The 24,710-nt window shown below is 68.0% G+C and carries 22 protein-coding genes; 15 read left to right on the top strand and 7 right to left on the bottom strand.

Annotated elements, in window-relative coordinates; genetic code table 11:
* Window positions 1-7: 7 nt before the first annotated feature.
* Genes QMX79_RS01125 through QMX79_RS01110 form a run of 4 tightly spaced genes read left to right on the top strand, consistent with a single transcriptional unit; the run spans window position 8 to window position 4,597 of the window.
* Window positions 8-1,420, top strand: a complete 1,413-nt coding sequence (locus QMX79_RS01125; RefSeq protein ID WP_282243541.1) for an FAD/NAD(P)-binding protein — start codon at window positions 8-10, stop codon at window positions 1,418-1,420.
* Between the two features lie 55 nt (window positions 1,421-1,475).
* Complete coding sequence (uvrD, locus tag QMX79_RS01120) at window positions 1,476-3,668, top strand: DNA helicase II (protein WP_282243539.1); 2,193 nt, start codon at window positions 1,476-1,478, stop codon at window positions 3,666-3,668.
* 15 nt (window positions 3,669-3,683) lie between these two features.
* Window positions 3,684-4,010, top strand: coding sequence for a low molecular weight protein tyrosine phosphatase family protein (locus QMX79_RS01115; RefSeq protein ID WP_282243537.1), 327 nt, complete (start codon window positions 3,684-3,686; stop codon window positions 4,008-4,010).
* Between the two features lie 32 nt (window positions 4,011-4,042).
* Complete coding sequence (locus tag QMX79_RS01110; RefSeq protein ID WP_282243535.1) at window positions 4,043-4,597, top strand: hypothetical protein; 555 nt, start codon at window positions 4,043-4,045, stop codon at window positions 4,595-4,597.
* Here QMX79_RS01110 and rtcR read toward each other — a convergent pair.
* Window positions 4,585-6,189, bottom strand: a complete 1,605-nt coding sequence (gene rtcR / locus QMX79_RS01105) for an RNA repair transcriptional activator RtcR (RefSeq protein WP_282243533.1) — start codon at window positions 6,187-6,189, stop codon at window positions 4,585-4,587. The two genes, QMX79_RS01110 and rtcR, sit on opposite strands and share 13 nt — an antisense overlap.
* 191 nt (window positions 6,190-6,380) lie before the next feature.
* Here rtcR and QMX79_RS01100 point away from each other — a divergent pair, with 191 nt between their 5' ends.
* From QMX79_RS01100 to QMX79_RS01075, 6 genes are all read left to right on the top strand, one after another.
* Window positions 6,381-7,928 carry a VWA domain-containing protein gene (locus tag QMX79_RS01100; protein ID WP_282243531.1) on the top strand — a complete coding sequence of 516 codons (1,548 nt, stop codon included), beginning with the start codon at window positions 6,381-6,383 and terminating at the stop codon, window positions 7,926-7,928.
* A 335-nt stretch (window positions 7,929-8,263) separates the two neighbouring features.
* Complete coding sequence (locus QMX79_RS01095; RefSeq protein ID WP_093532634.1) at window positions 8,264-9,493, top strand: RtcB family protein; 1,230 nt, start codon at window positions 8,264-8,266, stop codon at window positions 9,491-9,493.
* A gap of 26 nt (window positions 9,494-9,519) precedes the next feature.
* On the top strand, window positions 9,520-10,536 hold the full coding sequence (rtcA, locus tag QMX79_RS01090; RefSeq protein ID WP_282243526.1) for an RNA 3'-terminal phosphate cyclase: 1,017 nt from the start codon (window positions 9,520-9,522) through the stop codon (window positions 10,534-10,536).
* Between the two features lie 165 nt (window positions 10,537-10,701).
* Window positions 10,702-10,983, top strand: coding sequence for a hypothetical protein (locus tag QMX79_RS01085; RefSeq protein ID WP_282243524.1), 282 nt, complete (start codon window positions 10,702-10,704; stop codon window positions 10,981-10,983).
* 214 nt (window positions 10,984-11,197) lie between these two features.
* Entirely contained in the window at window positions 11,198-12,394 is a 1,197-nt protein-coding gene (locus QMX79_RS01080) for a hypothetical protein (RefSeq protein WP_282243522.1), read from the top strand.
* Window positions 12,395-12,465: 71 nt separating this feature from the next.
* Complete coding sequence (locus QMX79_RS01075) at window positions 12,466-12,912, top strand: universal stress protein (RefSeq protein WP_068847830.1); 447 nt, start codon at window positions 12,466-12,468, stop codon at window positions 12,910-12,912.
* 1 nt (window position 12,913) lies between these two features.
* On the opposite strand, the gene QMX79_RS01070 is transcribed toward QMX79_RS01075, so the two are convergent.
* Together QMX79_RS01070 and QMX79_RS01065 are read right to left on the bottom strand one after the other, a co-directional pair.
* Complete coding sequence (locus tag QMX79_RS01070) at window positions 12,914-13,153, bottom strand: hypothetical protein (protein WP_068854463.1); 240 nt, start codon at window positions 13,151-13,153, stop codon at window positions 12,914-12,916.
* A 19-nt stretch (window positions 13,154-13,172) separates the two neighbouring features.
* Window positions 13,173-13,457, bottom strand: coding sequence for a DUF2782 domain-containing protein (locus tag QMX79_RS01065; RefSeq protein ID WP_282243515.1), 285 nt, complete (start codon window positions 13,455-13,457; stop codon window positions 13,173-13,175).
* A 97-nt stretch (window positions 13,458-13,554) separates the two neighbouring features.
* Between QMX79_RS01065 and polA the strand changes: the two genes are divergently transcribed.
* From polA to QMX79_RS01050, 3 genes are all read left to right on the top strand, one after another.
* Window positions 13,555-16,326 carry a DNA polymerase I gene (gene polA, locus QMX79_RS01060; protein ID WP_282243510.1) on the top strand — a complete coding sequence of 924 codons (2,772 nt, stop codon included), beginning with the start codon at window positions 13,555-13,557 and terminating at the stop codon, window positions 16,324-16,326.
* A gap of 313 nt (window positions 16,327-16,639) precedes the next feature.
* Window positions 16,640-17,134: a YetF domain-containing protein gene (locus tag QMX79_RS01055; protein WP_282243508.1), complete on the top strand. Its 495-nt coding sequence runs from the start codon at window positions 16,640-16,642 to the stop codon at window positions 17,132-17,134.
* A 93-nt stretch (window positions 17,135-17,227) separates the two neighbouring features.
* Complete coding sequence (locus QMX79_RS01050) at window positions 17,228-17,740, top strand: hypothetical protein (protein ID WP_282243506.1); 513 nt, start codon at window positions 17,228-17,230, stop codon at window positions 17,738-17,740.
* Here the strand turns inward: QMX79_RS01050 and hemF are convergent.
* Genes hemF through QMX79_RS01030 form a run of 4 tightly spaced genes read right to left on the bottom strand, consistent with a single transcriptional unit; the run spans window position 17,727 to window position 22,110 of the window.
* On the bottom strand, window positions 17,727-18,632 hold the full coding sequence (hemF, locus tag QMX79_RS01045; RefSeq protein ID WP_282243503.1) for an oxygen-dependent coproporphyrinogen oxidase: 906 nt from the start codon (window positions 18,630-18,632) through the stop codon (window positions 17,727-17,729). The genes QMX79_RS01050 and hemF overlap by 14 nt on opposite strands.
* Window positions 18,633-18,691: 59 nt before the next feature.
* Window positions 18,692-19,300 (bottom strand): hypothetical protein, encoded by a 609-nt coding sequence (locus QMX79_RS01040; protein ID WP_282243502.1) that lies wholly within the window; start codon window positions 19,298-19,300, stop codon window positions 18,692-18,694.
* 27 nt (window positions 19,301-19,327) lie between these two features.
* Complete coding sequence (locus tag QMX79_RS01035; RefSeq protein WP_282243500.1) at window positions 19,328-19,747, bottom strand: NUDIX domain-containing protein; 420 nt, start codon at window positions 19,745-19,747, stop codon at window positions 19,328-19,330.
* Window positions 19,744-22,110, bottom strand: a complete 2,367-nt coding sequence (locus QMX79_RS01030; RefSeq protein ID WP_282243498.1) for a S9 family peptidase — start codon at window positions 22,108-22,110, stop codon at window positions 19,744-19,746. Before QMX79_RS01030 ends, QMX79_RS01035 begins: the two co-directional genes overlap by 4 nt.
* A gap of 174 nt (window positions 22,111-22,284) precedes the next feature.
* Here QMX79_RS01030 and QMX79_RS01025 point away from each other — a divergent pair, with 174 nt between their 5' ends.
* Window positions 22,285-23,682: a cytochrome ubiquinol oxidase subunit I gene (locus QMX79_RS01025; protein WP_282243496.1), complete on the top strand. Its 1,398-nt coding sequence runs from the start codon at window positions 22,285-22,287 to the stop codon at window positions 23,680-23,682.
* 1 nt (window position 23,683) lies between these two features.
* Window positions 23,684-24,697: a cytochrome d ubiquinol oxidase subunit II gene (cydB, locus tag QMX79_RS01020; protein ID WP_282243494.1), complete on the top strand. Its 1,014-nt coding sequence runs from the start codon at window positions 23,684-23,686 to the stop codon at window positions 24,695-24,697.
* Window positions 24,698-24,710: the final 13 nt, after the last annotated feature.

Below are 24,710 nucleotides of genomic sequence, written 5' to 3'. Positions count from 1 at the left end.
CGGGCGCATGTCCTACAATGCGGCCATGACCGACTCCGAACCCATGCTCCAGGCCGACCTGGCCATCATCGGCGGCGGTGCGGCCGGTGTGCTGGTCGCGCTCAACGCGCTGCGCAGCGCCACGGCGCCGCTGCAGGTGGTCCTGTTCGAGCCCGCGTCCACGCTGGCCCAAGGCATCGCCTACGCCACGCCGTGGCCGGAGCACCTGCTCAACGTGCCGGCCGGCAAGATGAGCGGCCTGCCCGAGCAGCCGGCCGATTTCGTCGATTACCTGCTGCAGGCCGCCGCATTGCCCGGCCTGTCGCGCGATGCACTGACCGAGACCTTCGTTCCGCGCCGCCATTACGCGGCGTACCTGCAGCATCGCCTTGCCGACGCCGAGGCGCAGAGCCCGGCGAACCTGCAGGTGGTGCACGCTCCGATCGTTTCCCTGGTGCCGGGTACGCCGTTGCACACACTGCTGCTGGCCGACGGTGGGCAGTGGCAAGCGCCGCAGGTGGTACTGGCCTGCGGCAACAGCATGCGCCCGTTGCCCGCGCCCGGCGCCGAGGCCCTGCCGCACGGCCGTGTGGTCGATGCGTGGGATTATGACGGCGTACGCCTGCTGGCCGGCGATGGTGACGTGGCCATCATCGGCTCGGGCCTGAGCATGGCCGACAGCGTGGTGGCATTGGCCACGGCGGGTCACCGCGGCCGCATCCACGTGCTGTCGCGGCACGCACTGCTGCCGCTGCCACACGCGCACGGCGGCATCGCCAAGTTCGATCCGCAGCCGCTGCTGGCGATGCCACTGCGCGCCCGCATGCGCGCGCTGCGCGGCCATGGGCGCGACGCGGCGGCGAAGGGCATTCCGTGGCAGGGCGTGATGGACCGCATCCGTCCTCTGGGCCAGGCGCTGTGGCAGGGACTCGATGCCGCTGACCAGCGCCGTTTCCTGCGCCACGTGGTGCGCTACTGGGACGTGCACCGCCACCGCATTGCCGAAACGGTGCATGCGCAGCTGGCGGAACTGGAGCAATCGGGCCAGCTGCAGCGCCACCGTGCGCGGCTGGATGCGCTGCTGGTGCTGGACGGTACGCTGCAGCTGCACGCGCACGGGCCGCAGGGCGGCATGCAGCCGCTGAACGTAGGCGCGGTCATCAACGCCACCGGCGTGGAAACCCGCGCGCTGGCCATGCGCAACCCGCTGCTGCAGCAGCTGCTGGCCGATGGCCATGCGCGCCCCGGCCCGCATGGGCTGGGGCTGGACAGCGATGCGGCCGGCGTCGTGCGCGATGGGCAGGGCAGACCGCAGCCGGGGCTGCAGGTGGTGGGCAGCCTGCGCATCGGCACCTTGTGGGAGAGCCTGGCCATTCCTGAGCTTCGGATTCAGGCGCAACAGGCCGCCATGGCGGCGTCGGGTCACGACCCACGGTCGTGACCTACCGGTTGGCTGGCCGGCCCCCGTGGGGCGGCGGGCGGGGTAAAATGAGCGCATGGATGTCTCCCACCTGCTCGACGGGCTCAACCCCGCTCAGCGCGAAGCTGTGTCCGCCCCGCCTGGCCACCATCTGGTGCTTGCCGGTGCCGGTTCCGGCAAGACCCGCGTACTGATCCACCGCATCGCCTGGCTCAATGAAGTCTGCGGCGTGCCCACCCATGGCATTTTCGCGGTGACCTTCACCAACAAGGCCGCCGGCGAGATGCGCCACCGCATCGACGTGCAGCTGCCGCAGGGCAGCCGTGGCGCGTGGATCGGCACCTTCCACGGCCTGGCCCATCGCCTGCTGCGCCTGCACTACCAGGAAGCCAAGCTGCCCGACAGCTTCCAGGTGCTCGATTCGGACGACCAGCTGCGGCTGGTCAAGCGCGTGGTGCAGCAGCTGGAGATCGACGACAGCAAGCACCCGCCCAAGCAGATCGCGTGGTGGATCAACGAGCAGAAGGACGAGGGCCGCCGGCCGCAGCACATCCAGCCCGAGCCGAACGATGCCTGGCTGGAAACCATGCGCCAGGCCTACGCCGCCTACCAGGAGCGCTGCGACCGCGCCGGCCTGGTCGACTTCGCCGAGCTGCTGCTGCGCGCGCACGAACTGCTGCGCGACAACCCGGCGCTGCTGGCCCACTACCGCTCGCGCTTCCGCGAGATCCTGGTGGACGAGTTCCAGGACACCAACGCCATCCAGTACGCCTTCGTGCGCGTGCTGGCCGGCGACAGCGGCCACGTGTTCGTGGTCGGCGACGATGACCAGGCCATCTACGGCTGGCGCGGCGCCAAGGTCGAGAACGTACAGCGCTTCCTGAAGGATTTCCCCGGCGCGCAGACCGTGCGCCTGGAGCAGAACTACCGCTCCAGCGCCAACATCCTGGGCGCGGCCAATGCGGTGATCGCGCACAACCCGGACCGGATCGGCAAGGAGCTGTGGACCGACAGTGGCGATGGCGACCCCATCGACCTGTACGCGGCCTACAACGAAATGGACGAGGCGCGTTACGTGGTCGAGCGCGCGCGCCAGTGGGTGCGTGATGGCGGCAGCTATGGCGATGCCGCCGTGCTCTACCGCAGCAACGCGCAGTCGCGTGCATTCGAAGAAGCGCTGCTCTCCGAACAGGTGCCGTACCGCGTGTACGGCGGCATGCGCTTCTTCGAGCGCGCCGAGATCAAGGACGCGCTGGCCTACCTGCGGTTGATGACCAACCGCAACGATGACGCCGCCTTCGAGCGCGCGGTCAACACACCGACGCGCGGTATCGGCGACCGCACCCTGGACGAAGTGCGCCGGCTGGCGCGCACCCAGGCGATCTCGCTGTGGGAAGCCACCATGCTCACCACCCAGGGCAACGAGCTGGCCGCCCGCGCGCGCAACGCGCTGGCCGGCTTCCTCACCCTGGTCAACCAGCTGCATGCCGAAGCCGGCGAGATGACCCTGGCCGAGCGCATCGACCACGTGCTGATCCGCTCGGGCCTGCGCGAGCACTGGTCCAAGGAAAGCCGCAACGCGCTGGATTCGGAATCGCGCGCGGACAACCTGGACGAACTGGTCTCGGTGGCCTCGCGCTTCACCCGGCGCGAGGACGACATCGAGGAAACCGGCGAGACCATGAGCGAGCTGGTCGCCTTCCTGTCCTACGCCTCGCTGGAAGCCGGCGAAGGCCAGGCCCAGGCGGGTGAGGAGGGCGTGCAGCTGATGACGCTGCATTCGGCCAAGGGCCTGGAATTCCCGCTGGTGTTCCTGGCCGGCATGGAAGACGGCCTGTTCCCGAGCGCGCGTTCGCTGGAAGAAAGCGGGCGGTTGGAAGAAGAGCGCCGCCTGGCCTACGTGGGCATCACCCGCGCGCGCCAGAAGCTGGTGCTCAGCTACGCCGAATCGCGCCGCATCCACGGCCAGGAAAACTACAACGTGCCCTCGCGTTTCCTGCGCGAGATCCCGCGTGAGCTGCTCAACGAAGTGCGCCCCAAGGTGCAGGTCTCGCGTGGCGCCTCGCTCGGCGCCAGCCGCCCGGCCGGCCATGCTGCGCTGGAAGCGCCCCCGCTCAAGCTGGGCGCCATGGTCACCCACGCCCGCTTCGGCGAAGGCATGGTCACCGACTACGAAGGCAGCGGCGCACACGCGCGTGTGCAGGTGGAGTTCGCCGAGGCCGGCAGCAAGTGGCTGGTGATGGCCTACGCCAACCTCACCGTGATCTGACCGGGCGTGTCACGGATGACCCGCCATGTGCTCTTCCTCTGCAGCCAGAACCGCCTGCGCAGCCCCACCGCCGAGCAGGTGTTCGCCGACTGGCCCGGCGTGGAAACCGCGTCGGCCGGCGTGCTGGCCGATGCAGATGTGCCAGTCAGCCCTGAGCTGCTGCAGTGGGCGGATGTCATCTTCGTGATGGAGCGGGCGCACCGCACGCGGCTGGCCACCCGGTACCGGCAGTGGTTGAACGGGAAGCGGGTGGTCTGCCTGGATATCCCGGACGACTACGACTTCATGCAGTCGGAGCTGGTGGCACTGTTGAAGAAGAAGGTCACGCCACACCTGCCGTAAACCCATTCCCGCATCCATTTCCAGGTATCCCCATGTCCACCACCCCCGTCGCCATCAACGTCAAACTCAACGCCCGGCTCCAGCCCGAGCACCGCCTGCAGCTGTTCGAAGACCCGCTCGAGGCGATGCTTGAAGCAGCCGGCATCGGCGAAATCATGGGCGGTGGCACCGCGCTGACCGACGAAGGCGAAGTGGAATACGGTGACCTGGAAGTCCAGCTGCACGACCCGGCTGCGCTGCCGACCGTCATCGAACTGCTCGAACAGCTCGGCGCCCCGAAGGGCTCGCTGATCCAGCGCGAAGGCGAAGCCGATGTATCGTTCGGCATCACCGAAGGCCTGGGCCTGTACCTCAATGGCACCGACCTGCCCGACGAGGTCTACGAGCAGTGCGACTCGAACTACGTGTTCGACCAGATCGTCGAGCGCATCGACGGCCACGGCGAAGTCTGCAGCTGGTGGCAGGGCCCGAGCGAGACGGCGCTGTACCTGTACGGCGCCTCGTTCGAGACCCTGCGCGAGCGCATTGCCGAGCTGGTGGCAACCTACCCGCTGTGCCAGGGCGCGCGGGTGGTTCAGATCGCCTGAGGCGAACGTCCGCTCACGGTTTCCCAATCCAACCCGAACTTCGCCAGGTACTTGCGCAGGCGGTCGGCATCGTTGGTGCTGGCCCGCTGGGTGCGTGACACCGCGAACAGCTCGCGCCCGGCGGCCGACAATGATCTGGCCCGGGCGCAGACCCGTACCACGTCTTCGAGCTGGACCCGGTCGAAACGATCCAGTTCGTTGACCGCTTCGCCGAGCAGCGCATGCAGCGGCGAGCGTCCGGTGTCGTCGGTCCACTGCGCACGCAGCCGCGCGATTTCCTCGTCCACGCCTTCGGTCTGGATGCGGCCGGCGTTGGCCAGCGTGGCCAGCCGCATCAGCGATGCGCCGAGGTCACGGAAGTTGCCACGCCATTCGGCCTCCGGGCTGGTGGCGAACGCCAGGTAGCGCGTGCGCGCTTCGACATTGAAGCGCACCCGCTCGTGCTGTTCACGTGACCAGCGCTCCAGCTCGAACTCCAGGTTGGGTTCGATGTCCTCGCGCCGCTGGGCAAGGCCCGGCAGCCGGTACGTCCACAGGTTCAGGCGCGCCAGCAGGTCCTCGCGGAAGCGGCCGGCGAGCACGGCCTGCTGCAGGTCGCGGTTGGTACCGGCAATGAGCTGGAAGTCGCTCTCCACTTCGCGGTCGCTGCCGACCGGCAGGAACCGCTTCTCTTCCAGCGCACGCAGCAGCATCGCCTGTTCGTCCTGGCCCAGTTCGCCGATCTCATCCAGGAACAGCAGCCCCTGGTGGGCCGAGCGCAGCAGGCCGGCGCGATCACTGGAGGCACCGGTATAGGCGCCCTTGGTGTGCCCGAACAGCGTGCTCATCGCGCCGTCGCCGCGCAGGGTGGCGCAGTTCACCTCGACGAACCGGCCCGGCAGCTGGTGCTTGTGCTTCTTCAGCTCGAACACGCGCTTGGCCAGCTGGCTCTTGCCGGCGCCGGTGGGCCCCATCAGCAGCATCGGTGCGCGTGAGCGCGAGGCCACCGTTTCGATCTGTTCGATCATCCGGTTGAACGCGCTGTTGCGGGTGGCGATACCACCCTTCAGCAGGTCGCGGTCGTGCAGCTGCTGCTGGGCGAAACGCTGCGCGATGCGGTCATAGCGCGACAGGTCCAGGTCGATCAGCGCGTACGTCCCGGGGTCGCCCACCGCCTGTTTGCGCGGTGGCGAGGTCTGCAGCAGCCGACCGGGAAAGTGCCGGCTTTCGGTCAGCAGGAACCAGCAGATCTGGCTGACGTGGGTGCCGGTGGTGATGTGGATGAAGTAGTCCTCCTCATCCGGCGCGAACGGATACCCGGCCAGCAGGTCATGCAGGCAGGCATACACGCCCTCGAACTCCCACGGGTCGGCCATGTAGATGTCATGCCGGCGCACCTCGGTGGACGGGGCCACGCGCTGCAGGTCCTCGCAGACCTGTTCGGCCAGCTTGGCGAAGCGGCGCTCATCCAGCAGCAGCTCGATCCGGTCCGGCACGAAATCCTCGTGCATCCCCAGGGCCACCGTGGGCCGCCATTTCTGCCAGCGCGCCGGGCCGGTGCCGGCGTCGAGCTGGGTGCCGAGCATGCCAAAGACTACCTGCCGCTTTTTCATTTATACGTCCGTATATATTGCGCGCGGCAACTATATCAATGTGGCGGTTCCGGGTCGCGCTCAAGAAGCCATGAAATCAATAAAAACGCGATAAATCAAACGCTTGGGCGCATCAGGCGAAAGTTGGCACGGCCATTGCTCTATCCCTGGCAAGACACGACGCGGGCTGTTCCCGCCCAGGACCTCACCTCATGGCCAACTTCTCCCTGTTCTCCCGGATACGCAGCGCCGTGCTGCCGCCGGCAGACACGCGCAACGATGCCGGCGGCATTGCCTACCGCCGCGACCCGCGTGCGGCGCTGGCGTTGTACGCGGGCACCGGCTGCCTCAACAGCACCTTCTACAGCGATGCCCAGGCGCAGCTGCAGCAGGTGCTGGCGCTGAGTGCACAGGTCGAACCGCGTTTCGTGGCCCGCACCGCGGTGTACGCCCGCCAGATGGCGCACATGAAGGACATGCCGGTGCTGCTGCTGGCCATGCTGAGCCTGCGTGACCCGGAGGCGTTCGCGGCGGCGTTCCCGAAGGTGGTGGACAACGGCCGCCAGCTGCGCACGTTCGTGCAGATCATGCGCAGCGGTCAGGTGGGGCGTCGGTCGCTGGGCTCGCTGCCCAAGCGCCTGGTGCGCCAGTGGTTGCAGCAGGCATCGGCGGAGACCGTGGTGCGCGCCGCGATCGGCAACCAGCCGTCGCTGGCTGACATCATCCGCATGGTCCACCCGAAGCCGGCCGATGCCGAGCGTGAGGCGCTGTATGCCTGGGTGGTGGGGCGTCCGTACGAGCCGTCGCGGCTGCCGCCGCTGCTGCAGGCCTATGAGGCCTTCAAGCGCGCGCCGCTTGGCATGCCGCCGGACCTGCCGTTCCAGTACTACAGCACGCTGGAGCTGGATGTTGCCCAATGGTCGATGCTGGCCCGCAATGCCTCGTGGCAGTCGTTGCGCATGAACCTCAACACGTTCGCCCGGCACGGGGTGTTCCAGGACGAGGCAATGGTGCAGGTGGTGGCCGCACGGCTGCGCGATCCCGCACAGGTCCGCCGCGCCCGGGTGTTGCCGTACCAGCTGATGATGGCCTACCGCGCCGCAGGCGGGCTGCCGCGGCCGATCCTGGACGCGTTGCAGGACGCCATGGAGATCGCCACGGCATCGGTACCGGTGCTGCCGGGCCGGGTGGTGGTGGCGGTGGACGTGTCCGGCTCGATGCAGGTGCCGGTGACCGGCTACCGCAAGGGCGCCTCCACCGCGGTCACCTGCGTGGACGTGGCGGCGTTGATTGCCGCGTGCGTGTTGCGCGGACAGCCCCAGGCACAGGTACTGCCGTTCGACACCGAGGTGCGGCCGATCCGGCTGAACCCGCGCGACAGCGTGATGACCCTGGCCCGCCAGCTGGCCATCAATGGCGGTGGCACGGCGGTCAGTGCACCGCTGCGTTACCTCAATGCCAAACGCGCCCAGGTGGATCTGCTGGTGCTGGTGTCAGACAACGAAAGCTGGCGCGACACCCGCCGCGACGGAGCGACGGAAACCATGCGCGAGTGGGCCACGCTGAAGCAGCGTTGCCCGCAGGCGCAGCTGGTCTGCATCGACCTGCAGCCGGTGGCCAGCAGCCAGACCGTGCAGCGCGAGGACGTGCTGCACATTGGTGGATTCAGTGATGCGGTGTTCGACCTGCTCGGGCAGGTCGCCATCGCGAAGGACGCAGGCTCGGGCTGGGTGCAGCGCATCCAGGAAACGGCCTTGTAAGGCGACAGGACGTCGCCAGGGATTGCCCGGCTGGCAATGGGGCCAGCCGGGCAGGGCCCAGCAATCATCGCTTCAATGCCGGCAGTGCGAATGCCGGGGGAACTACAGCCTTTCACGCTCCAGGTCGCGGGTTCGAATCCCGCTCGTCGTGGCAACACGGCGGTAGCTCAGGGGTAGAGCAGGACGTTCCCCCACTTTTGTCGCAGCGCCGGCACCCGCTTCACGCAGTGAATGCTGCTGGAACTACATGGATTGCCTTCGGGCCCGGGTTCGACCCCCGGAAGTTCCCGCCCTTCTTGTCACTGCACCTTATTCTTGATGCAAAGGACGACCGCATGAACCACACCACTCACAATCACGATGTCATCCAGGAGCCGGGCGCGGTGCCGATCCGCCTGTGGACGCGCGGCGTACCGCTGGAAGATGCCGCACGCGAGCAGCTGCAGAACATCGCGCGCCTGCCCTTCATCCACCGCTGGATCGCGGTGATGCCCGACGTGCACCTGGGCAAGGGCGCGACGGTGGGTTCGGTGGTGCCGACCATCGGCGCGATCGTGCCGGCCGCCGTTGGCGTGGACATCGGCTGCGGCATGATCGCTACCCGTACCACCCTTACTGCCAGCGACCTGCCCGACAACCTCGCGGGGCTGCGTACTGCCATCGAGCGCGCGGTGCCGCATGGCCGCAGCGTGGGTCGTGGGCGCGACAAAGGCAGCTGGGATACGCCGCCGGAACTGGCGGTCGAGGGCTGGTCGCAGCTGGTGCAGGACTTCGCCCTGATCTGCGAGCGCCACCCGAAGCTGAAGAACACCAACAACCTCAAGCACCTGGGTACGCTCGGTACCGGCAACCACTTCGTCGAAGTCTGCCTGGACCAGGACCAGCGCGTGTGGTTCATGCTGCACTCTGGTTCGCGTGGGGTGGGCAATGCCATTGGTACCTACTTCATCGAACTGGCCAAGCAGGAGATGCGTCGCTGGATGATCAACCTGCCTGACCAGGACCTTGCCTACCTGCCCGAAGGCAGCCAGCACTACGGCGACTATGTGTTCGCGGTGGACTGGGCGCAGCGCTTCGCACGCATGAACCGCGAGATCATGATGCGCAACGTGGTGGCGGCGGCGCGTACGGTGATCACCAAGCCGTTCGAGGCGGCGGCCGAGGCGGTCAACTGCCACCACAACTACGTCAGCCGCGAGCACCACTACGGCAAGGACGTGTTCGTGACCCGCAAGGGCGCGGTGAGCGCGCGCAAGGGGGAGCTGGGCATCATTCCGGGCAGCATGGGCGCCAAGAGCTTCATCGTGCGCGGCCTGGGCAACGAGGAAAGCTTCCACAGCTGCAGCCACGGCGCCGGGCGCGTGATGAGCCGCACCCAGGCGCGCAAGCTGATCAGCGTGGACGACCACGCCAAGGCAACCGCGCACGTGGAGTGCCGCAAGGATGCGGAGGTGGTCGATGAGTCGCCGGCGGCTTACAAGTCGATCGAGGCGGTGATGGAGGCGCAGCGTGACCTGGTGGAGATCGTGCACACCCTGCGCCAGGTGGTCTGCGTGAAGGGTTGAGTTACCGCAAGGAAAAGGAAACGGACATGGACATGATCGAACTGGACGGAACCGAAGGCGGAGGCCAGCTGCTGCGGTCGGCACTCACGCTGGCCCTGTGCACCGGCACCGGCTTCAGCATGCAGAACATCCGCGGGCGCCGTCGCCGCCCGGGACTGATGCGCCAGCACCTCACCGCCGTGAACGCGGCGGCCGCAGTGGGCAGTGCCGCCGTGCACGGCGCGGAGCTTGGCGCGACCGCGCTGCGCTTCGAGCCGGGCACGGTGCAGGGTGGCGACTATCATTTCGCCACCGGCAGCGCAGGCTCGGCCTCGCTGGTGCTGCAGACGGTGCTGCCTGCGCTCTGGCAGGCGGCGTCGCCATCGCGGCTGCGCCTGGAAGGCGGCACGCACAACCCACTGGCACCCAGCGCGGACTTCATTGCCGATGCCTACCTGCCGGCGCTGGCGAAGATGGGCGTGGCGGTGGATTTCACCCTGGGCCAGCACGGGTTCCACCCTGCCGGTGGCGGCATGCTGGAAGTACACGTGACCCCGTGCCCGACGCTGAAGCACATCGCCTTCGACGCGCGCGGCGCGCTGGCGTCGGTGGAGGCCAAGGTGTTGATGTCGGGCCTGCCGACCAATATCGGCCAGCGCGAACTGCAGGTACTGGCCGACCGCCTCGGCGTGGAAGCGCATCCGCGTCACGTCCATGTCGTGCGTCCGGCAGTGGGGCCCGGAAACGTGGCACTGGTCCGGGTGCGCCACGACACGCATGTGGAAGTCTTCAGCGGGCACGGCGAACGCGGGCTGTCGGCCGAGCAGGTCGGTGCGCGCCTGGCCGATGCGGTGCAGCACTACCTGCAGGGCGAAGGCTGCGTGGGCGAACACCTGTCCGACCAGCTGCTGCTGCCGATGGCGCTGGCCGGTGCCGGCAGTTTCACCACCCATGTGATCAGCGAGCACCTGGCCAGCAACGCACGCCTGATCGAAAAATTCCTGCCGGTCGAGTTCGACTGGACGCCGGCCGGGCAGGGCTGGCGGGTCCAGGTCAGCCGCTGACCCGGACCTTGGCACGCGCCGGAAGCGGTCATCCCCGCCCCGGCGCGTCCGCTTCGTTCCCGGTGAAACGCGACTCATCCCGGATTTCACACGGTTCGTCGCGTGCTCCTTGTGGCCTCCCGGGCAGGCGCCCAGAGTCTGGCGCTGTCTGCTGGGAGCACACACATGAACAAGGGAATCCCGTACCTGATGGCTGCACTGGTCGCGCTGACGCTGTCGGCGGGCTGGGCGGCACCGGTACTGGCCCTGTTCGAGCATGTGGCCGCCTGCCTGGACGGCGGTGGCAGCCTGGACCTGCTGCGGATGCGCTGCGCGCCGCCCAGTGGCGCGCGTGACCTGCTGCTGCAGGGCTGGGGCTTCTGGCTGACCGCTGCAGCCGTCGCGGCGGTGGCCGTGCTGGTGACCCGGACGCACCCACCGCGCCGGCGTTCGCCGCTGCTGCACTGAGCTTTGCAACCAGTCCGAGCGGTGGGAGAGCGGAACACTGTTAGTGTCCGAGCCCACTCCAGCACCGGCATGGGCCTTGATCAGCAACGCGATCCAGCGGACGTCTTCGCTCCCGTCCCTCGCCGGCATACCCGAAGACGCCCGCGCGCGGCGCGGGTCGCTACCCGTGTTGGCGTTGTCACATCTACAGAATGCGCCGACCCAGGTGCCGCAGATGCTCGACCTGGCCGACTGCACAACCCGGCCTTGGCGCGGGCCCGGCAGCCAACCCGCCGTGATCGTCACACGCGGGGCCGAGCGCTGGCGGGTCAAGGCAACCGCCGACGCGCATTGCAGCGCCATGGAAGTCGCGCTGGGCAAACTGTTCCAGCTCACCGGGCTGGTCGCTCCGGACACCGGGCTGGTGGCGGCTGTCGAGGGCTTGCCGACCGGCACCCAGCATGTCGGCTCACGCTTCGAGGCGGACTTCCAGGATCTGGGCGACTTCCTGGTCAGTGACGCGGCTGCGGCGCTGGTCGCGGCGGCCGATCCTTCAGCGCGCAGCGCCTACGAGGCGCTACGGGCCGGCCACGTGCAGACGGTATCCGACAACGCCAAGCTGATGAACAACGCCGGGGTCGAGTGGTGGGCACTGCGCGGCGAGGACGCCCGGCAGCACGCCGCCAACGACCAGCGCCGCTTCAACGCGCTGGACGCGATGAACCGCCTGTTGCCGGCGCCCCTGCGCTGCGAACAGCTGCGTCATTTCATCGCCTCGCGCTGGCTGTGCAACTGGGACCAGCTCAACTACCGGCTTGAGAACTTCGGCTACACCCTCCGGGACGGGGTGCGGGTGGGCATGTCGCTGGATTTCGGCTCCTGCGGGCCGCTCGGCTTCCGCGACCTGCAGACGGGCGCGATGCTGCCCAAATCTGCCAGCCAGGCGGTGGCCATCGCGCAACGGCCGCCGTCGTTGTTCCCGATTCCGTTGGCATATATGACCAACGTCGGTCATTTCGATGCGATGTGCAGCGATCCCGGGCCCCTTCAGGAGGTCAGCGCCTGGCCCTACGGGTTCCAGTCCGAGAGCATCGCCACCCTGTTCCGGCCACCGCTCGCTCTTGATCCTGCGGTGGCGGACACGCTTGCCGAAATGGGATACCGCTTGGAACAGCTGTCGGTGCCTGCGCTCATCGCCGTCATCCAGCGGCACTGGCCGGGGTTGCCTGGCGAGGCGGGGGCAGCGTGGCCCACGGCCGCCGAGCTGGCCGAACACCTGCTCCGCCGCCGCGACGCCCTGCTGGCGCGGTTCGAACCGGTGCAGATCGCCGACTGGGTGCAGGCCGATCCCGACCGCGCGGCGAGGGTCCGGCAGGAACTCACCGACGCCGCGCAGGCCATGCTCGGCGCCCCGGCCGACCGTACGGATTGATCCGCCTCAAGGCACGCTCTCCACGCCGGGTGTGCAATGGTGTCCCCACTGCCTTTTCCAAGGAGCGTGCCATGTACAAGCGGATCCTGATTGCCACCGATGGCTCCGAGCTGTCCGAAAAGGGCCTGCTCAAGGGGCTGGAACTGGCCCGCGACCTCAACGCCGAAATCGATATCGTCACTGTCTCCGAGCCTTGGGCCGTCGGCATGTATGACGCCATGGGCTGGAGCGTGGGCTACATGAACAGCCCCGAGTACAAAGCCGACCGCGAAGAGACCGCAGAGAAGGTGCTGGCGCCTGCCAAGGCCGCCTGCGAGGCGCAGGGCCTGCGCGCCACCACCGTGCACGTGCTGGACCGTTATGCCGCTGACGGCATCATCGACACGGCCATGGAGCGCAACAGCGACCTGATCGTGATGACCTCGCACGGCCGCCGCGGCGTGACCCGGGTGCTGCTCGGCAGCCAGACCGCCGAAGTGCTCGCACGCAGCACCGTGCCGGTGCTGGTCATCCGGTGATCTACGGGCGCAGCTTCAACGCCATCGACTCGTCCAGGCTGCCGTCGGGCTGCACCACCACGTAGCGTTCCCCGGCCCGGTCGAACAGCACCGGGATCGGGTCGCGGAACAGCGGGCGGCGCACGAAGCGCAGCGACCAGCCGAAATGCTCCAGGGTGTCCACGGCCTGGCGCTGCTCGTCATTCAGCCCCGCACGCAGGGCGGCGGGGTCGATGGGCTTGCGTCGTTCAGGAGTCGTCATCGGGTACGGCAGGGCCTGCTCACCAGCTGTAGAGCTTCCAGTACACCGGCGAGGTGCCATCCTTGCTCCGGTCCACGCCGCTGTGCTGGCTGCCTTCGTACATGTAGTACGGCGCGCCACGCGACGGGGTGACCTTTACCATGCGCAGCTGGCCACTGACCCGGTATTCCTCGATCACATCGCCGTTGTCCATGACCCGCTTGGCGATATCGGCCCCCTTCACATCGACCGGGGGCACGCCCGCACCACCGGTGGTCGCACAACCAGCCAACACGAGCATGCCAGCCAGCAGCAGAGTTTTCATGGGCCATGGTTCCTGGGTCGGGGGAGTCTCGATTATGCCCGATGACCGGTGATGCCGGTGCCGGGAATGGCCCCGGCGGGGCGCGTAGAATCGTCGCATGAGCCGATTAGTCCTGATTGACGGGTCCAGTTACCTGTATCGCGCGTTCCACGCGCTTCCGCCGCTGACCAACGCTGCCGGTGAACCCACCGGCGCGCTGTTCGGCGTGGTCAACATGCTGCGCGCCACCCTGAAGGAGCGACCCGAGTACGTGGCCTTCGTGGTCGACGCGCCGGGCAAGACCTTCCGTGATGACCTGTACGCCGACTACAAGGCCAACCGGCCGCCGATGCCCGACGACCTGCGCCCGCAGATCGAGCCGATGTGCCAGATCGTCGAGGCGCTGGGCCTGACCATCCTGCGCATTCCCGGCGTGGAAGCCGACGATGTGATCGGCACGCTGGCGCTGCAGGGCCACCGCGACGGGATGACGGTCACCATCTCCACCGGTGACAAGGACTTCGCCCAGCTGGTGCGCCCGGGCATCGAGCTGGTCAACACCATGACCGGCAGCCGCATGGATTCGGATGCCACGGTAATGGACAAGTTCGGCGTGCGCGCCGACCAGATCGTCGACCTGCTGGCGCTGATGGGCGACACCGTGGACAACGTGCCCGGCGTGGAGAAGTGCGGCCCCAAGACCGCCGCCAAGTGGCTGGCCGAGTACCAGACCCTGGACGGGGTCATGGCCGCCGCGCCCGGCATGAAGGGCAAGATCGGCGAAAACCTGCGCGCGGCGCTGGAGCGCCTGCCGCTCAACCGCGAACTGGTCACCATCCGCACCGACGTGCCGCTGGATGCCACCCCGCAGACGCTGGCCCTGCGCGACCCGGACGTGCCCGCGCTGGGCGAGCTGTACCTGCGTTACGGCTTCACCCAGGCGCTGAAGGAACTGGGCGGCCCGGTGCCGGCCCCGACGGCTGCCAGCGACGCGCCGGTGAGCCTGCGCGGTACCGCCGCCGGCTACGCCCGTGGCGCGGCCAGCGAGCCGGCGCCCGTGCCGGATGCGGCCCTGTCCGCCCCGGGCGACTACGAAACGGTGCTCACCACCGAGCAGCTGCAGGCCTGGGTGGCCCGCGCCGAGGCGGCCGAGCTGGTCGCCTTCGATACCGAGACCGACGCGCTGGATGCCATGCGCGCCAACCTGGTGGGCATCAGCCTGGCGGTCGAGCCCGGCCGCGCCGCCTACATCCCGGTCGGCCATGACTACCCCGGCGCCCCGGCCCAGCTGCCGCGCCAGCAGGTGCTGGACGCGCTGCGCCCGGTGCTGGAGAACCCGGACAAGAAGAAGCTCGGCCAGCACGGCAAGTACGACCTGCACGTGCTGCGCCGCCATGGCGTGAACGTGCAGGGCTACCACGACGACACCATGCTCGAAAGCTTCGTGCTCAATTCCACCGCCACCCGCCACGACATGGATTCGCTGGCGATGCGCTACCTGGGCTACAGCACCATCAAGTTCGAGGACGTGGCCGGCAAGGGCGCTAAGCAGATCCCGTTCTCGCAGGTGGGGCTGGACGAAGCCAGCCGCTATGCCGCCGAAGATGCCGACATCACCCTGCGCCTGCACCGCGTGCTGCACCCGCAGCTGCTGGAATCGGCGGCGCTGGACAACGTGTACCGCAGCATCGAAATGCCGCTGGTGCCGGTGCTGGCCCGGATCGAGGCCAACGGCGTGTACATCGACAGCGCCGAGCTGCGGCGGCAGAGCCAGGACCTGGGGTCGCGCATGCTGGCGGCCCAGCAGAAGGCCACCGAACTGGCCGGGCGCACGTTCAGCCTGGACTCGCCCAAGCAGCTGCAGGCGGTGCTGTTCGACGAACTGAAGCTGCCGGCGCTGGTGAAGACCCCCAAGGGCCAGCCCAGCACCAACGAAGAGGCGCTGGAGGCGATCGCCGAGCAGCACGAGCTGCCGCGGGTCATCCTGGAGTACCGCGGGCTGGCCAAGCTGCGCAGCACCTACACCGACAAGCTTCCGGAGATGGTCAACCCCGACACCGGCCGGGTCCACACCAGCTACCACCAGTCCGGCGCGGCCACCGGCCGGCTGTCCTCGTCGGACCCGAACCTGCAGAACATCCCGATCCGCACCGAGGACGGCCGCCGCATCCGCCGTGCCTTCGTGGCGCCGCCCGGGCACAAGCTGCTGGCCTGCGATTACTCGCAGATCGAACTGCGGATCATGGCCCACCTGTCCGAGGACCCGGGCCTGGTGCGCGCCTTCGAACAGGGCGTGGACGTGCACCGTGCCACGGCGGCGGAGGTGTTCAGCCGCGCGCTGGACGAGGTCACCCCGAACGAGCGCCACGCCGCCAAGGCCATCAACTTCGGCCTGATGTACGGCATGAGCGCGTTCGGGCTGGCCCGCAACCTGGGCATCGACCGCGGCCAGGCGCAGGATTACGTGGCGCTGTACTTCAGCCGGTACCCGGGCGTGCGCGACTTCATGGAACGCATGCGCCAGCAGGCCCGCGACCAGGGATATGTGGAAACCATCGAAGGGCGCCGGCTGTATCTGAACGATATTCACGCCCGCAACCAGGGCCTGCGCGCCGGCGCCGAGCGCGCGGCGATCAATGCGCCCATGCAGGGCACCGCCGCGGACATCATCAAACGGGCCATGGTGAAGGTGGACGACTGGCTGCAGGGCCAGGGCGGCCGCGCCCGGATGATTCTGCAGGTGCACGATGAACTGGTATTCGAAACCGAAAGCGAGTTTCTGGAAACCTTGCGCGCGCAGGTGGTCGAGCTGATGTCGTCTTCAGCTCAATTGCGCGTGCCGCTGGTGGTGGATGCGGGGGTCGGTGATAACTGGGATGAGGCGCATTGAGACCTGAATCACGTTGAATAAGCTGAATTGGTTCATTGCGGGCCGATAAACTGACTCTTCGATGAATGTTTTAGGTTTCACCCCAGTATTAATTGGCTCCCTTCACGAACTATCAATGTTCGAGGTGCTTTTATAGACCTCGACAGGCGCAATGCCTGTTGTGGATCTCTCCCATCCCCTGGAGCAGATCTCGGAACGGGGGCTCCTCCCCAAGCGCCCGTTCCCCGGCCCCGCTGACCTCCCCCTGGTCGGCGGGGCTTTTTATTTTGGGCCTCCCCACCCATGCTGCACCCATGTTCCCCGGGGGCGTCCCATGAGCGATCTGTTCGATCTGGCCATGCCGTGGTGGGAGTTCATCCTGCGCGCGGTGGTCGTGTACGCGGTGGTGCTGGGCATGGTGCGGCTTTCGGGCAAGCGCGCGCTGGGGCAGATCACCCCGTTCGACGTGCTGCTGATCGTGCTGCTGGGCAATGCGGTACAGAACGCGCTGCTGGGCAAGGACACCTCGCTGGGCGGCGGGCTGCTGCTGGCGGCCACGCTGATCGGCATCAACTACGGCGTGGGTTGGCTCAGCACCCGCAGCGCCAGGGTCGAGAAGCTGGTGGAAGGCGAGCCGGTGCTGATCGCACGCGACGGTGAAGTGCTGGCGTCGGTGCTCAAGCGCGAGCTGGTCACCCGCGCGGACCTGGAAGCGGCCATGCGCCAGCAGGGCTGCACCCACATCAGTGAAGTGTCGATGGCGCTGCTGGAAATCAACGGCCACATCACCATCGTGCCCAGGCAGCCCAAGGAAGACGGTAACGGTTGAGCGGAATGTGAAAGCACATCGCCGCATGCACTGCTGCAATCGGCCGCATCAGGGGCCGCTGCTCGAGTGGCCCACGCAACGGAGATGCCTGTCATGCCCCTCGATCCTGCCGCGTCCACCGCCCGCCCGTGGGTTGCCGTCTACGCGGAACGCGCTGCGTCCAATCGCATTCGCAATGATGATCCGCCGCCTTCATACGATGAGGCCACGCGCGCGTCCTCTCCCGAGCCACGGCGGCTGCCGTCTTCCCGTGCAATCCCCCGGGTGGTGGGCAACGAACCGCCCGCGTGGCGACTGCGCTTCTCCCGACGGCCGCATCCCGATGCGCAGCAGCGCGAGCTGCAGGCGCAACTGGAGCGTCGCGAACGAACCGAGCGCAAGCTGGACAACGCCTACAGGCGGTTGGACCGGGTGCTGTTGAGGCACGCCAACCTTTGGGCGTCTGGCCGGGCTTATTGCGGCGGCGGTCTTTTCGATGATGACGAATGCAGCATGATCAGCAACGCGCGTAGTGAGATCGCGCACTACGAAGAGAAAAAGCGCGACCTTCAGGAGGCACATGCCGCGCTGATGCGTCGCAACGCGGCGCGACTCAGCCCGGAGTGAGCCAGTCGCGCGGCACCAGGTAATCGCCCAGCCGCGCTTCGGCGCTGCCGGGCTCCGGCTGGAACCCATACTCCCAGCGCACGCGCGGCGGCAGGCTCATCAAAATGCTTTCGCTGCGCCCGCCGCTCTGCAGGCCAAACAGCGTGCCGCGGTCGTACACCAGGTTGAATTCCACGTAGCGGCCCCGCCGGTACAACTGGAACTCGCGTTCGCGTTCGCCATACGGGGTGTGCTTGCGGCGTTCCACCATCGGCAGGTAGGCCTGCAGGAACCCATCGCCCACCGCACGCAGGTAATCGAAATCGCGTTCGAAGTCGCCGTGCAGGTCGTCGAAGAACAGCCCACCCACGCCGCGCGTTTCATTGCGGTGGCGCAGGAAGAAGTACTCGTCGCACCAGCGCTTGTGCGCCGCATAGCGTTCTTCGCCGAACGGCGCGCACAGGTCGTGGGCGACCTGGTGCCACTGCTGCACGTCCTCGTCGAAGGGGTAGAACGGGGTCAGGTCGAAGCCACCGCCGAACCACGCCGCCACCTGCTCGCCGTCACGCTCGGCGCTGAAGTAGCGCACGTTGGCGTGGGTGGTGGGCAGGTACGGGTTGAGCGGGTGGAACACCAGCGAAACCCCGGTGGCGCGCCACGAGGCCCCGGCCAGTTCCGGCCGGTTGGCCGAGGCCGACGGCGGCAGGCGGGTGCCGGAAACGTCGGAGAAGCCGATGCCGGCCTGCTCGAACACCGCGCCATCGCGCAGGATGCGGGTACGGCCACCGCCGCCCTCGGCGCGCTGCCAGAGGTCTTCGCTGAAGCGGGCCTGGCCGTCGGCGGATTCGACCGCACCGCAGATACGGTCCTGCAGGTCGGTCAGGTAGCTGCGTACGCGCTCGAATTCGTTCATGGCGGTACTTTACCGCAGGGCAGCGGGGCGGGGCCTGCACAGCGAGGCAGGGCCTCGCTCTACGCGGCCTTTCTGGCGAACAGGGCCCTTACGTCCGGGCGCAGCACGCGTACCACCAGCCATGCGTGCAGGGCGGCGAACGCCAGCGCGGTGAGCACGGTAAGGCCGGTGTAGATCGCGCGCTGCATCTGCAGGTCGCGGCGCAGTTGCCCGGCATCGGCCGCATCCGCGTGCGGCGGAAGGTGCAGGATGAGTTGGCGGAACACCTCGTCGATCACCCACGCCCCGACGAAGTTCAGCAGTGCGGTGACCACCAGCAGCACGATGAAGGTCCACAGTGCCCAGCGGTTGCGCCGCAGGATGCCCCAGCACGCGGCCGCACCGACCACCGACAGCACCAGCATGCCCACGTTCACCGCCACCGCGTGCCGGCCGAACCAGCGCAGCGACGACGGCATCCAGGACAGGTCGGCGCCGTCCAGCAGATCCTTCAACCACGCCGATTGGGTGAGCAGGGCAGCGACGATCGCGCCACCGGCCCAGCACACGGCCGACACGATGCACACCACCAGCACCGACTTGGCCAGCGGGGCAAGGAAGGTCGGCGTGCCGTCGCCCTTCGGGCGCGGGTTGGCAACAGGCAGCAGTGGGGGCGTGGTCGAAGACATCCGGTGTCCTGGCAGTGAGCAGTGGGGTCAGCCCGGCGCGATCACGCGCGCGGCCGCCGGCAGGATATGGTCTTCACTCAACGGTGCCAAGCGTCGCCCATGCGGTGGCTGCAACGGCACCCAGGCCAGTTCGGCGATCTCGGCACGCGCCTGCGGCGTGCCGGTTACCTGCACCCACCACGCCTCGGCGTGCACCCGGCAGCCGGTTTCGTGCACCGCCCAGTCGCTGTAGGCGCCCAGCGGCACCGCCGTGGCGGGGTCCAGCTGCACGCCCAGCTCTTCGTCCAGCTCGCGCGCCAGCGCGGCCAGCGGTGCCTCGCCCGGCTCGGGCTTGCCGCCCGGCTGGATGAATACCGCCGAGCCGTGCTTGCGCACCACCAGCACGCGCCGGGCGGCATCGGTGATGACCGCGGCGACGATCCGTATCGTCGCCGCGTCGTGGCTCACTTCAGGTTCTCTTCGAACAGCTTGAGGATGCGCTTGTACTGGTCCAGCCAGGAATCGGCACGCACGTAGCCGTGGCGTTCCAGCGGGTAGGGCGCAATGCTCCAGTTGTCCTTGTGCAGCTCGATCAGCTTCTGGGTGAGGTTGACCGAGTCCTGGAAAAACACGTTGTCGTCCATCATCCCGTGCGCGATCAGCAGGTGGTCCTGCAGGCCCTCGGCGTACTCGATCGGCGAGGAGACGCGGTACGCCTCCGGGTCGATGTCCGGGGTGTTGAGGATGTTGGCGGTGTAGCCGTGGTTGTACTGGTGCCAATCCACCACCGGGCGCAGCGCGGCGCCGGCCTTGAAGGTGCCCGGCGAACGGAACAGCGCCATGAAGGTCATGAAGCCGCCGTAGGAGCCGCCGTAGATGCCGGCGTGGTCGCGGTCACCCTGCTGGGTGGCCACCAGCCACTCCAGGCCGTCCTTGTAGTCTTCCAGTTCCGGGTGGCCCATGTTGCGGTAGATCGCCGTGCGCCAGTCGCGGCCGTAGCCTTCGCTGCCGCGGTAATCCATGTCCAGCACCACGTAACCCTGCTGCACCAGCAGGTTGTGGAACATCTGCTCGCGGAAGTAGGCCGGGTAGCGCTGGTGCACGTTCTGCAGGTAACCGGCGCCGTGCACGAACATGGCGATCGGGTACTTCCTGCCCGGCTCCAGGTTTTCCGGGCCGTAGTACTTGGCCCAGACCACGCCCGCGCCATGCTTGGACGGCACCTGCACCAGCCTGGGCTGGATCCACTCACGGGCCTTGAAGGCGGCGCTGCGGGTATCGGTCAGCACCTTGGCCTGGCCGCCGGCGGTGGGCACCACCGCCAGCTGCGCCGGCAGGTAGGCGCCGGAGTAGCGCACCAGCAGCTGCTGGCCATCCGGGGACAGCGAGAAGTCTTCCACGCCGTTGAGCGAGGTCAGCTCACGCACCTGGCGCGAAGCGGTATCCACCGCGCAGACCTCGTAGTCGCCCGGGGCCTGCTGGTTGCACAGCACGTAGAAGCCGCGCCCGTCGGCGCTGGGCACCGGCATCGAGGTTTCCCACTTGCCGCCGGTCAGCGCCTGCGGCTTGGCCGTGCCCTGCTGGGTGTACAGGTGCGAGTAGCCCGATTCCTCGGACAGCAGCCACAGCGTGCGGTTGTCGTTGGACCAGCCGAAATCGTTGAAGCTCCAGTTGATCCAGGCCGCGTCGGTGAGGCGGTGGCGGGTCTGCAGCTTCGCCTCGGCCGGGCTGACGCTGGCAATCCAGCGGTCCTTGTTGTCGTTGGCGCGCAGCAGGATCGCGGCCTGCTGGCCGTCATTGCTCCAGCGGATGCCCGGCGCGCCGGGGCCGCCCAGCACCTGCACCGGGCGGCTGCCCTTCAGCGCGTCCTTGCCGGCGGCCTTGCGCAGCGCGGCCAGCGGGTCGGTGCCGATGCCCGGCAGGCTGTCCAGCGACAGCGGCTTGACCGTGCCGGTGACGGCGTCGACCAGCCACAGCGCGTTCGGTTCCGGGTCGTTGCGGCCGACGCGGGTACGGGTGTCCTCGAACTCCTCGTAGCCCGATTCGGTCACGTACTTGGGCATCTTGCCGCCGCGGCCTTCATCGAAGCCCTTCGGCTTGGTCACCACGATCAGGCTGCGGGTATCGGGCGACAGCGCGCTGTCGACGATCTCCACGTCGGCGCCCAGGTACACCGGGCCCGGCGCGCGGGTGCTGTCGGCGCGGCGCCAGCTGGCTTCCTGTTCCTTCAGCGCGTCGCGCTGGGCGCGGTCGTTGCGCAGCGTGGCCAGGGTGCGCAGCTGCTGGTCGCGCAGCACGTCGGCCTTGGGCGCATCGTCCGGGTTCTTTTCGGCCTTCAGGCTGGCCACCTGCTGCACGCCGCCTGCGGCGGTCCAGTGGAACCAGTTCTGGCCGGTGCGCCAGATCACCCCGCCATCGCGGGCGAAGTTGACCGCGCTGGCCTTCTCGGTGCTGCGGGTGAGCTGGGTCAGCGCGCCGCTGCGCAGGTCGCGCAGGAACACGTCGCCGTTGCGCACGAACACGCTGCGCTGGCGGGCGCTGTCGTACACCGGGGCGTCCACGTCCAGGCTGCCGCGCTGGTCATCGGCGACCTGGCTGGCGGCGCCGCCGGCGACCGGCTGGCGGAAGGTGTCGCGGACCGGGCTGCCGGTGCGCTTGAGCTGGTACTCCACTTGCTGGCTGTTCCACGACCACCAGGCGCTCTCGACCGGCGGACCGATCCAGTCCGGGTCGGCCATGGCCTGTTCGATGGTGATCGGCGTCGGTGCCGCGTGGGCCGTTCCGCCGAGGGCGGCAAGCAGCAGCAGGGACAAGGGCAGCGTTCTGGGCATTGCGGGCAGCACCGTGAAGGAAAACCCGACAAGCGTAGCAGCCGCAAAGGTTCCGGGAGGGGGCCACAGGTCATGGGGTGCGACCGATTGATGCAGCGCGTCACCAAGTCGCATGTGCCTTTCACGGAATCAGGCCCAGACTGGTGCGGATTCCAGAATGTGCGGAGGCGTCGCTTGGACGCGTTGTTGTTGTCGCGGATCCAGTTCGGGTTCGTCATCAGTTTCCATGTGCTGTTCCCGGCCTTCACGATCGGCACCGCCAGCTGGCTGGCGTTCGTGGAAGGCCAGTGGCTGCGCACCCGCAAGCCGATCTGGCGCGAGCTGTACTTCTTCTGGCAGAAGATCTTCGCCGTGTCCTTCGGCATGGGCGTGGTCAGCGGCATCGTCATGGCCTTCCAGTTCGGCACCAACTGGCCGCGCCTGAGCCAGGTGGCCGGCAGCGTGATCGGGCCGCTGCTCACCTATGAAGTGCTCACCGCGTTCTTCCTGGAGGCCAGCTTCCTGGGCGTGATGATGTTCGGCTGGGGCAAGGTCTCGCCGCGCCTGCATTTCTTCTCCACCTGCATGGTGGCGCTGGGCACGCTGGTGTCCACCTTCTGGATCCTGTCGTCCAACAGCTGGCTGCAGACCCCGGCCGGGCACGCCATCATCGACGGCATCGTGGTGCCGCAGGACTGGTGGCAGGTGGTGTTCAACCCCTCCTTCCCGTACCGGCTGGCGCACATGGCGCTGGGTTCGTTCATCACCACCTGTTTCGTGATCGGCGGGGTCGGGGCGTGGTACCTGCGCAAGGGCACCCACGTGGAGGCTGGGCGCACCATGCTGCTGGCGGCCGTTGCCTTCGCCGCGCTCACCGTGCCGGTGCAGATCTTCGTGGGCGACATGCATGGCCTGAACACGCTCAAGCACCAGCCGATGAAGATCGCCGCGGTGGAAGCCCACTGGCACGCCGAAGGCGAGGGCGAAGGGGTGCCGCTGGTGGTGTTCGCCGTGCCCAATGAAAAGGCCGAGCGCAACGATTTCGAGATCGCCATTCCGCGCCTGGGCAGCCTGATCCTGACCCATTCGCTGGACGGGACCTTCGACCCGCTCACTTCCGTACCCGCCAGCGAACGGCCGCCGGTGGTGCCGGTGTTCTTCGCCTTCCGCATCATGGTTGGGCTGGGCACGCTGATGCTGCTGCTGGCTTGGGCCTCGGCCTTCCAGTGGTGGCGTGGCCGCCTGCTGGAATCGCGCTGGCTGGTGCGCGGCTGGAACTGGATGCTGCCCAGCGGCTTCATCGCGCTGGTGTCGGGCTGGTTCGTCACCGAAATGGGTCGCCAGCCGTGGGTGGTGTACGGCGTGCTGCGCACGGCCGACGCGGTGGGCCCGCAGAGCGCGTGGATGACCGCGCTGTCGCTGGGCGTGTACATCGTCGGCTATGCGTTCGTGTTCGGCTGGGGCATCTGGTACCTGGTCAAGATCATCCGCACCGGCCCCAAGCCGCACGACCAGCCGCCGCCGATCGAAGACGGCAGCCACACTCCGGCGCGGCCGCTGTCCGGTGCCGACGAACCGCTGGAGGAGCGCTGACATGGAGATGACGACCTGGCTGCCGGTGGCATGGTTCGCGGTGATCGGCTTCGGCGTGCTGATGTACGTGGTGCTGGATGGTTTCGTGCTCGGCATCGGCATCCTGGCGCCGATGGCCGAGGATGAAGAACAGCTCGACGTGATGATGAACACCGCCGCGCCGATCTGGGACGGCAACGAAACCTGGCTGGTGCTGGGCGGGGCAGGGCTGATGGCGGCCTTCCCCAAGGCCTATGCCGCACTGCTGTCGTCGCTGTACCTGCCCGTGCTGCTGCTGGTGGTGGCGCTGGTGTTCCGCGGGGTGGCGTTTGAATTCCGCTTCAAGGCGCACCGTTCGCGGCGGCTGTGGAGCGTGGCCTTCGGGCTGGGCTCGCTGCTGGCCGCGTTCGCCCAAGGCGTGATCCTGGGCGCGCTGGTGCAGGGCCTGCAGGTGGTGGACGGGCAGTACGTGGGCGGGCCGTTCGGCTGGTTCAGCCCGTTCTCGATGCTCACCGGCGCCGCAGTGGTGTTCGGCTATGCGCTGCTGGGCAGCACCTGGCTGATCCTGAAGACCGAAGGCCGCGAGCAGGCCTTCGCCCGCACCCTGACCCGGCCGCTGGTGGTGGCCGTGATCGTGTTCATGGGGCTGGTCAGCGCGTGGCTGCCGTTCCTGGATTCACGGCTGATGGCGCGCTGGTTCAGCGACGGCAACTTCTGGTGGCTGTCGCCGGTGCCGCTGCTCACCCTGGGCGTGGCGGTGGCGCTGTGGCGCAGTGCCATGCACCCGCGCCGCGACCTGCCGCCGTTCCTGCTCACCCTGGCGCTGTTCGTGCTCGGCTTCATCGGCCTGGTACTGGGCATGTGGCCCTACCTGCTGCCGCCCAGCATGACCCTGTGGCAGGCGGCGGCGCCGGCCTCGTCGATGGGCTTCAGCCTGGTCGGGCTGGTGGTGCTGCTGCCGGTGATCCTGGGCTATACCGCCTGGTCGTACCGGGTGTTCCGCGGCAAGGTACGCGCGGACGTTGGATATCATTGACGGATCGGGTGAC

This window comes from Stenotrophomonas sp. PS02300 (assembly GCF_029959395.1).
GTDB classification, from domain to species: Bacteria; Pseudomonadota; Gammaproteobacteria; order Xanthomonadales; family Xanthomonadaceae; genus Stenotrophomonas; species Stenotrophomonas maltophilia_AD.
The sequence above is the reverse complement of the archived record's forward strand: the minus strand, read 5'-3'. Positions and strand labels throughout refer to the sequence as shown.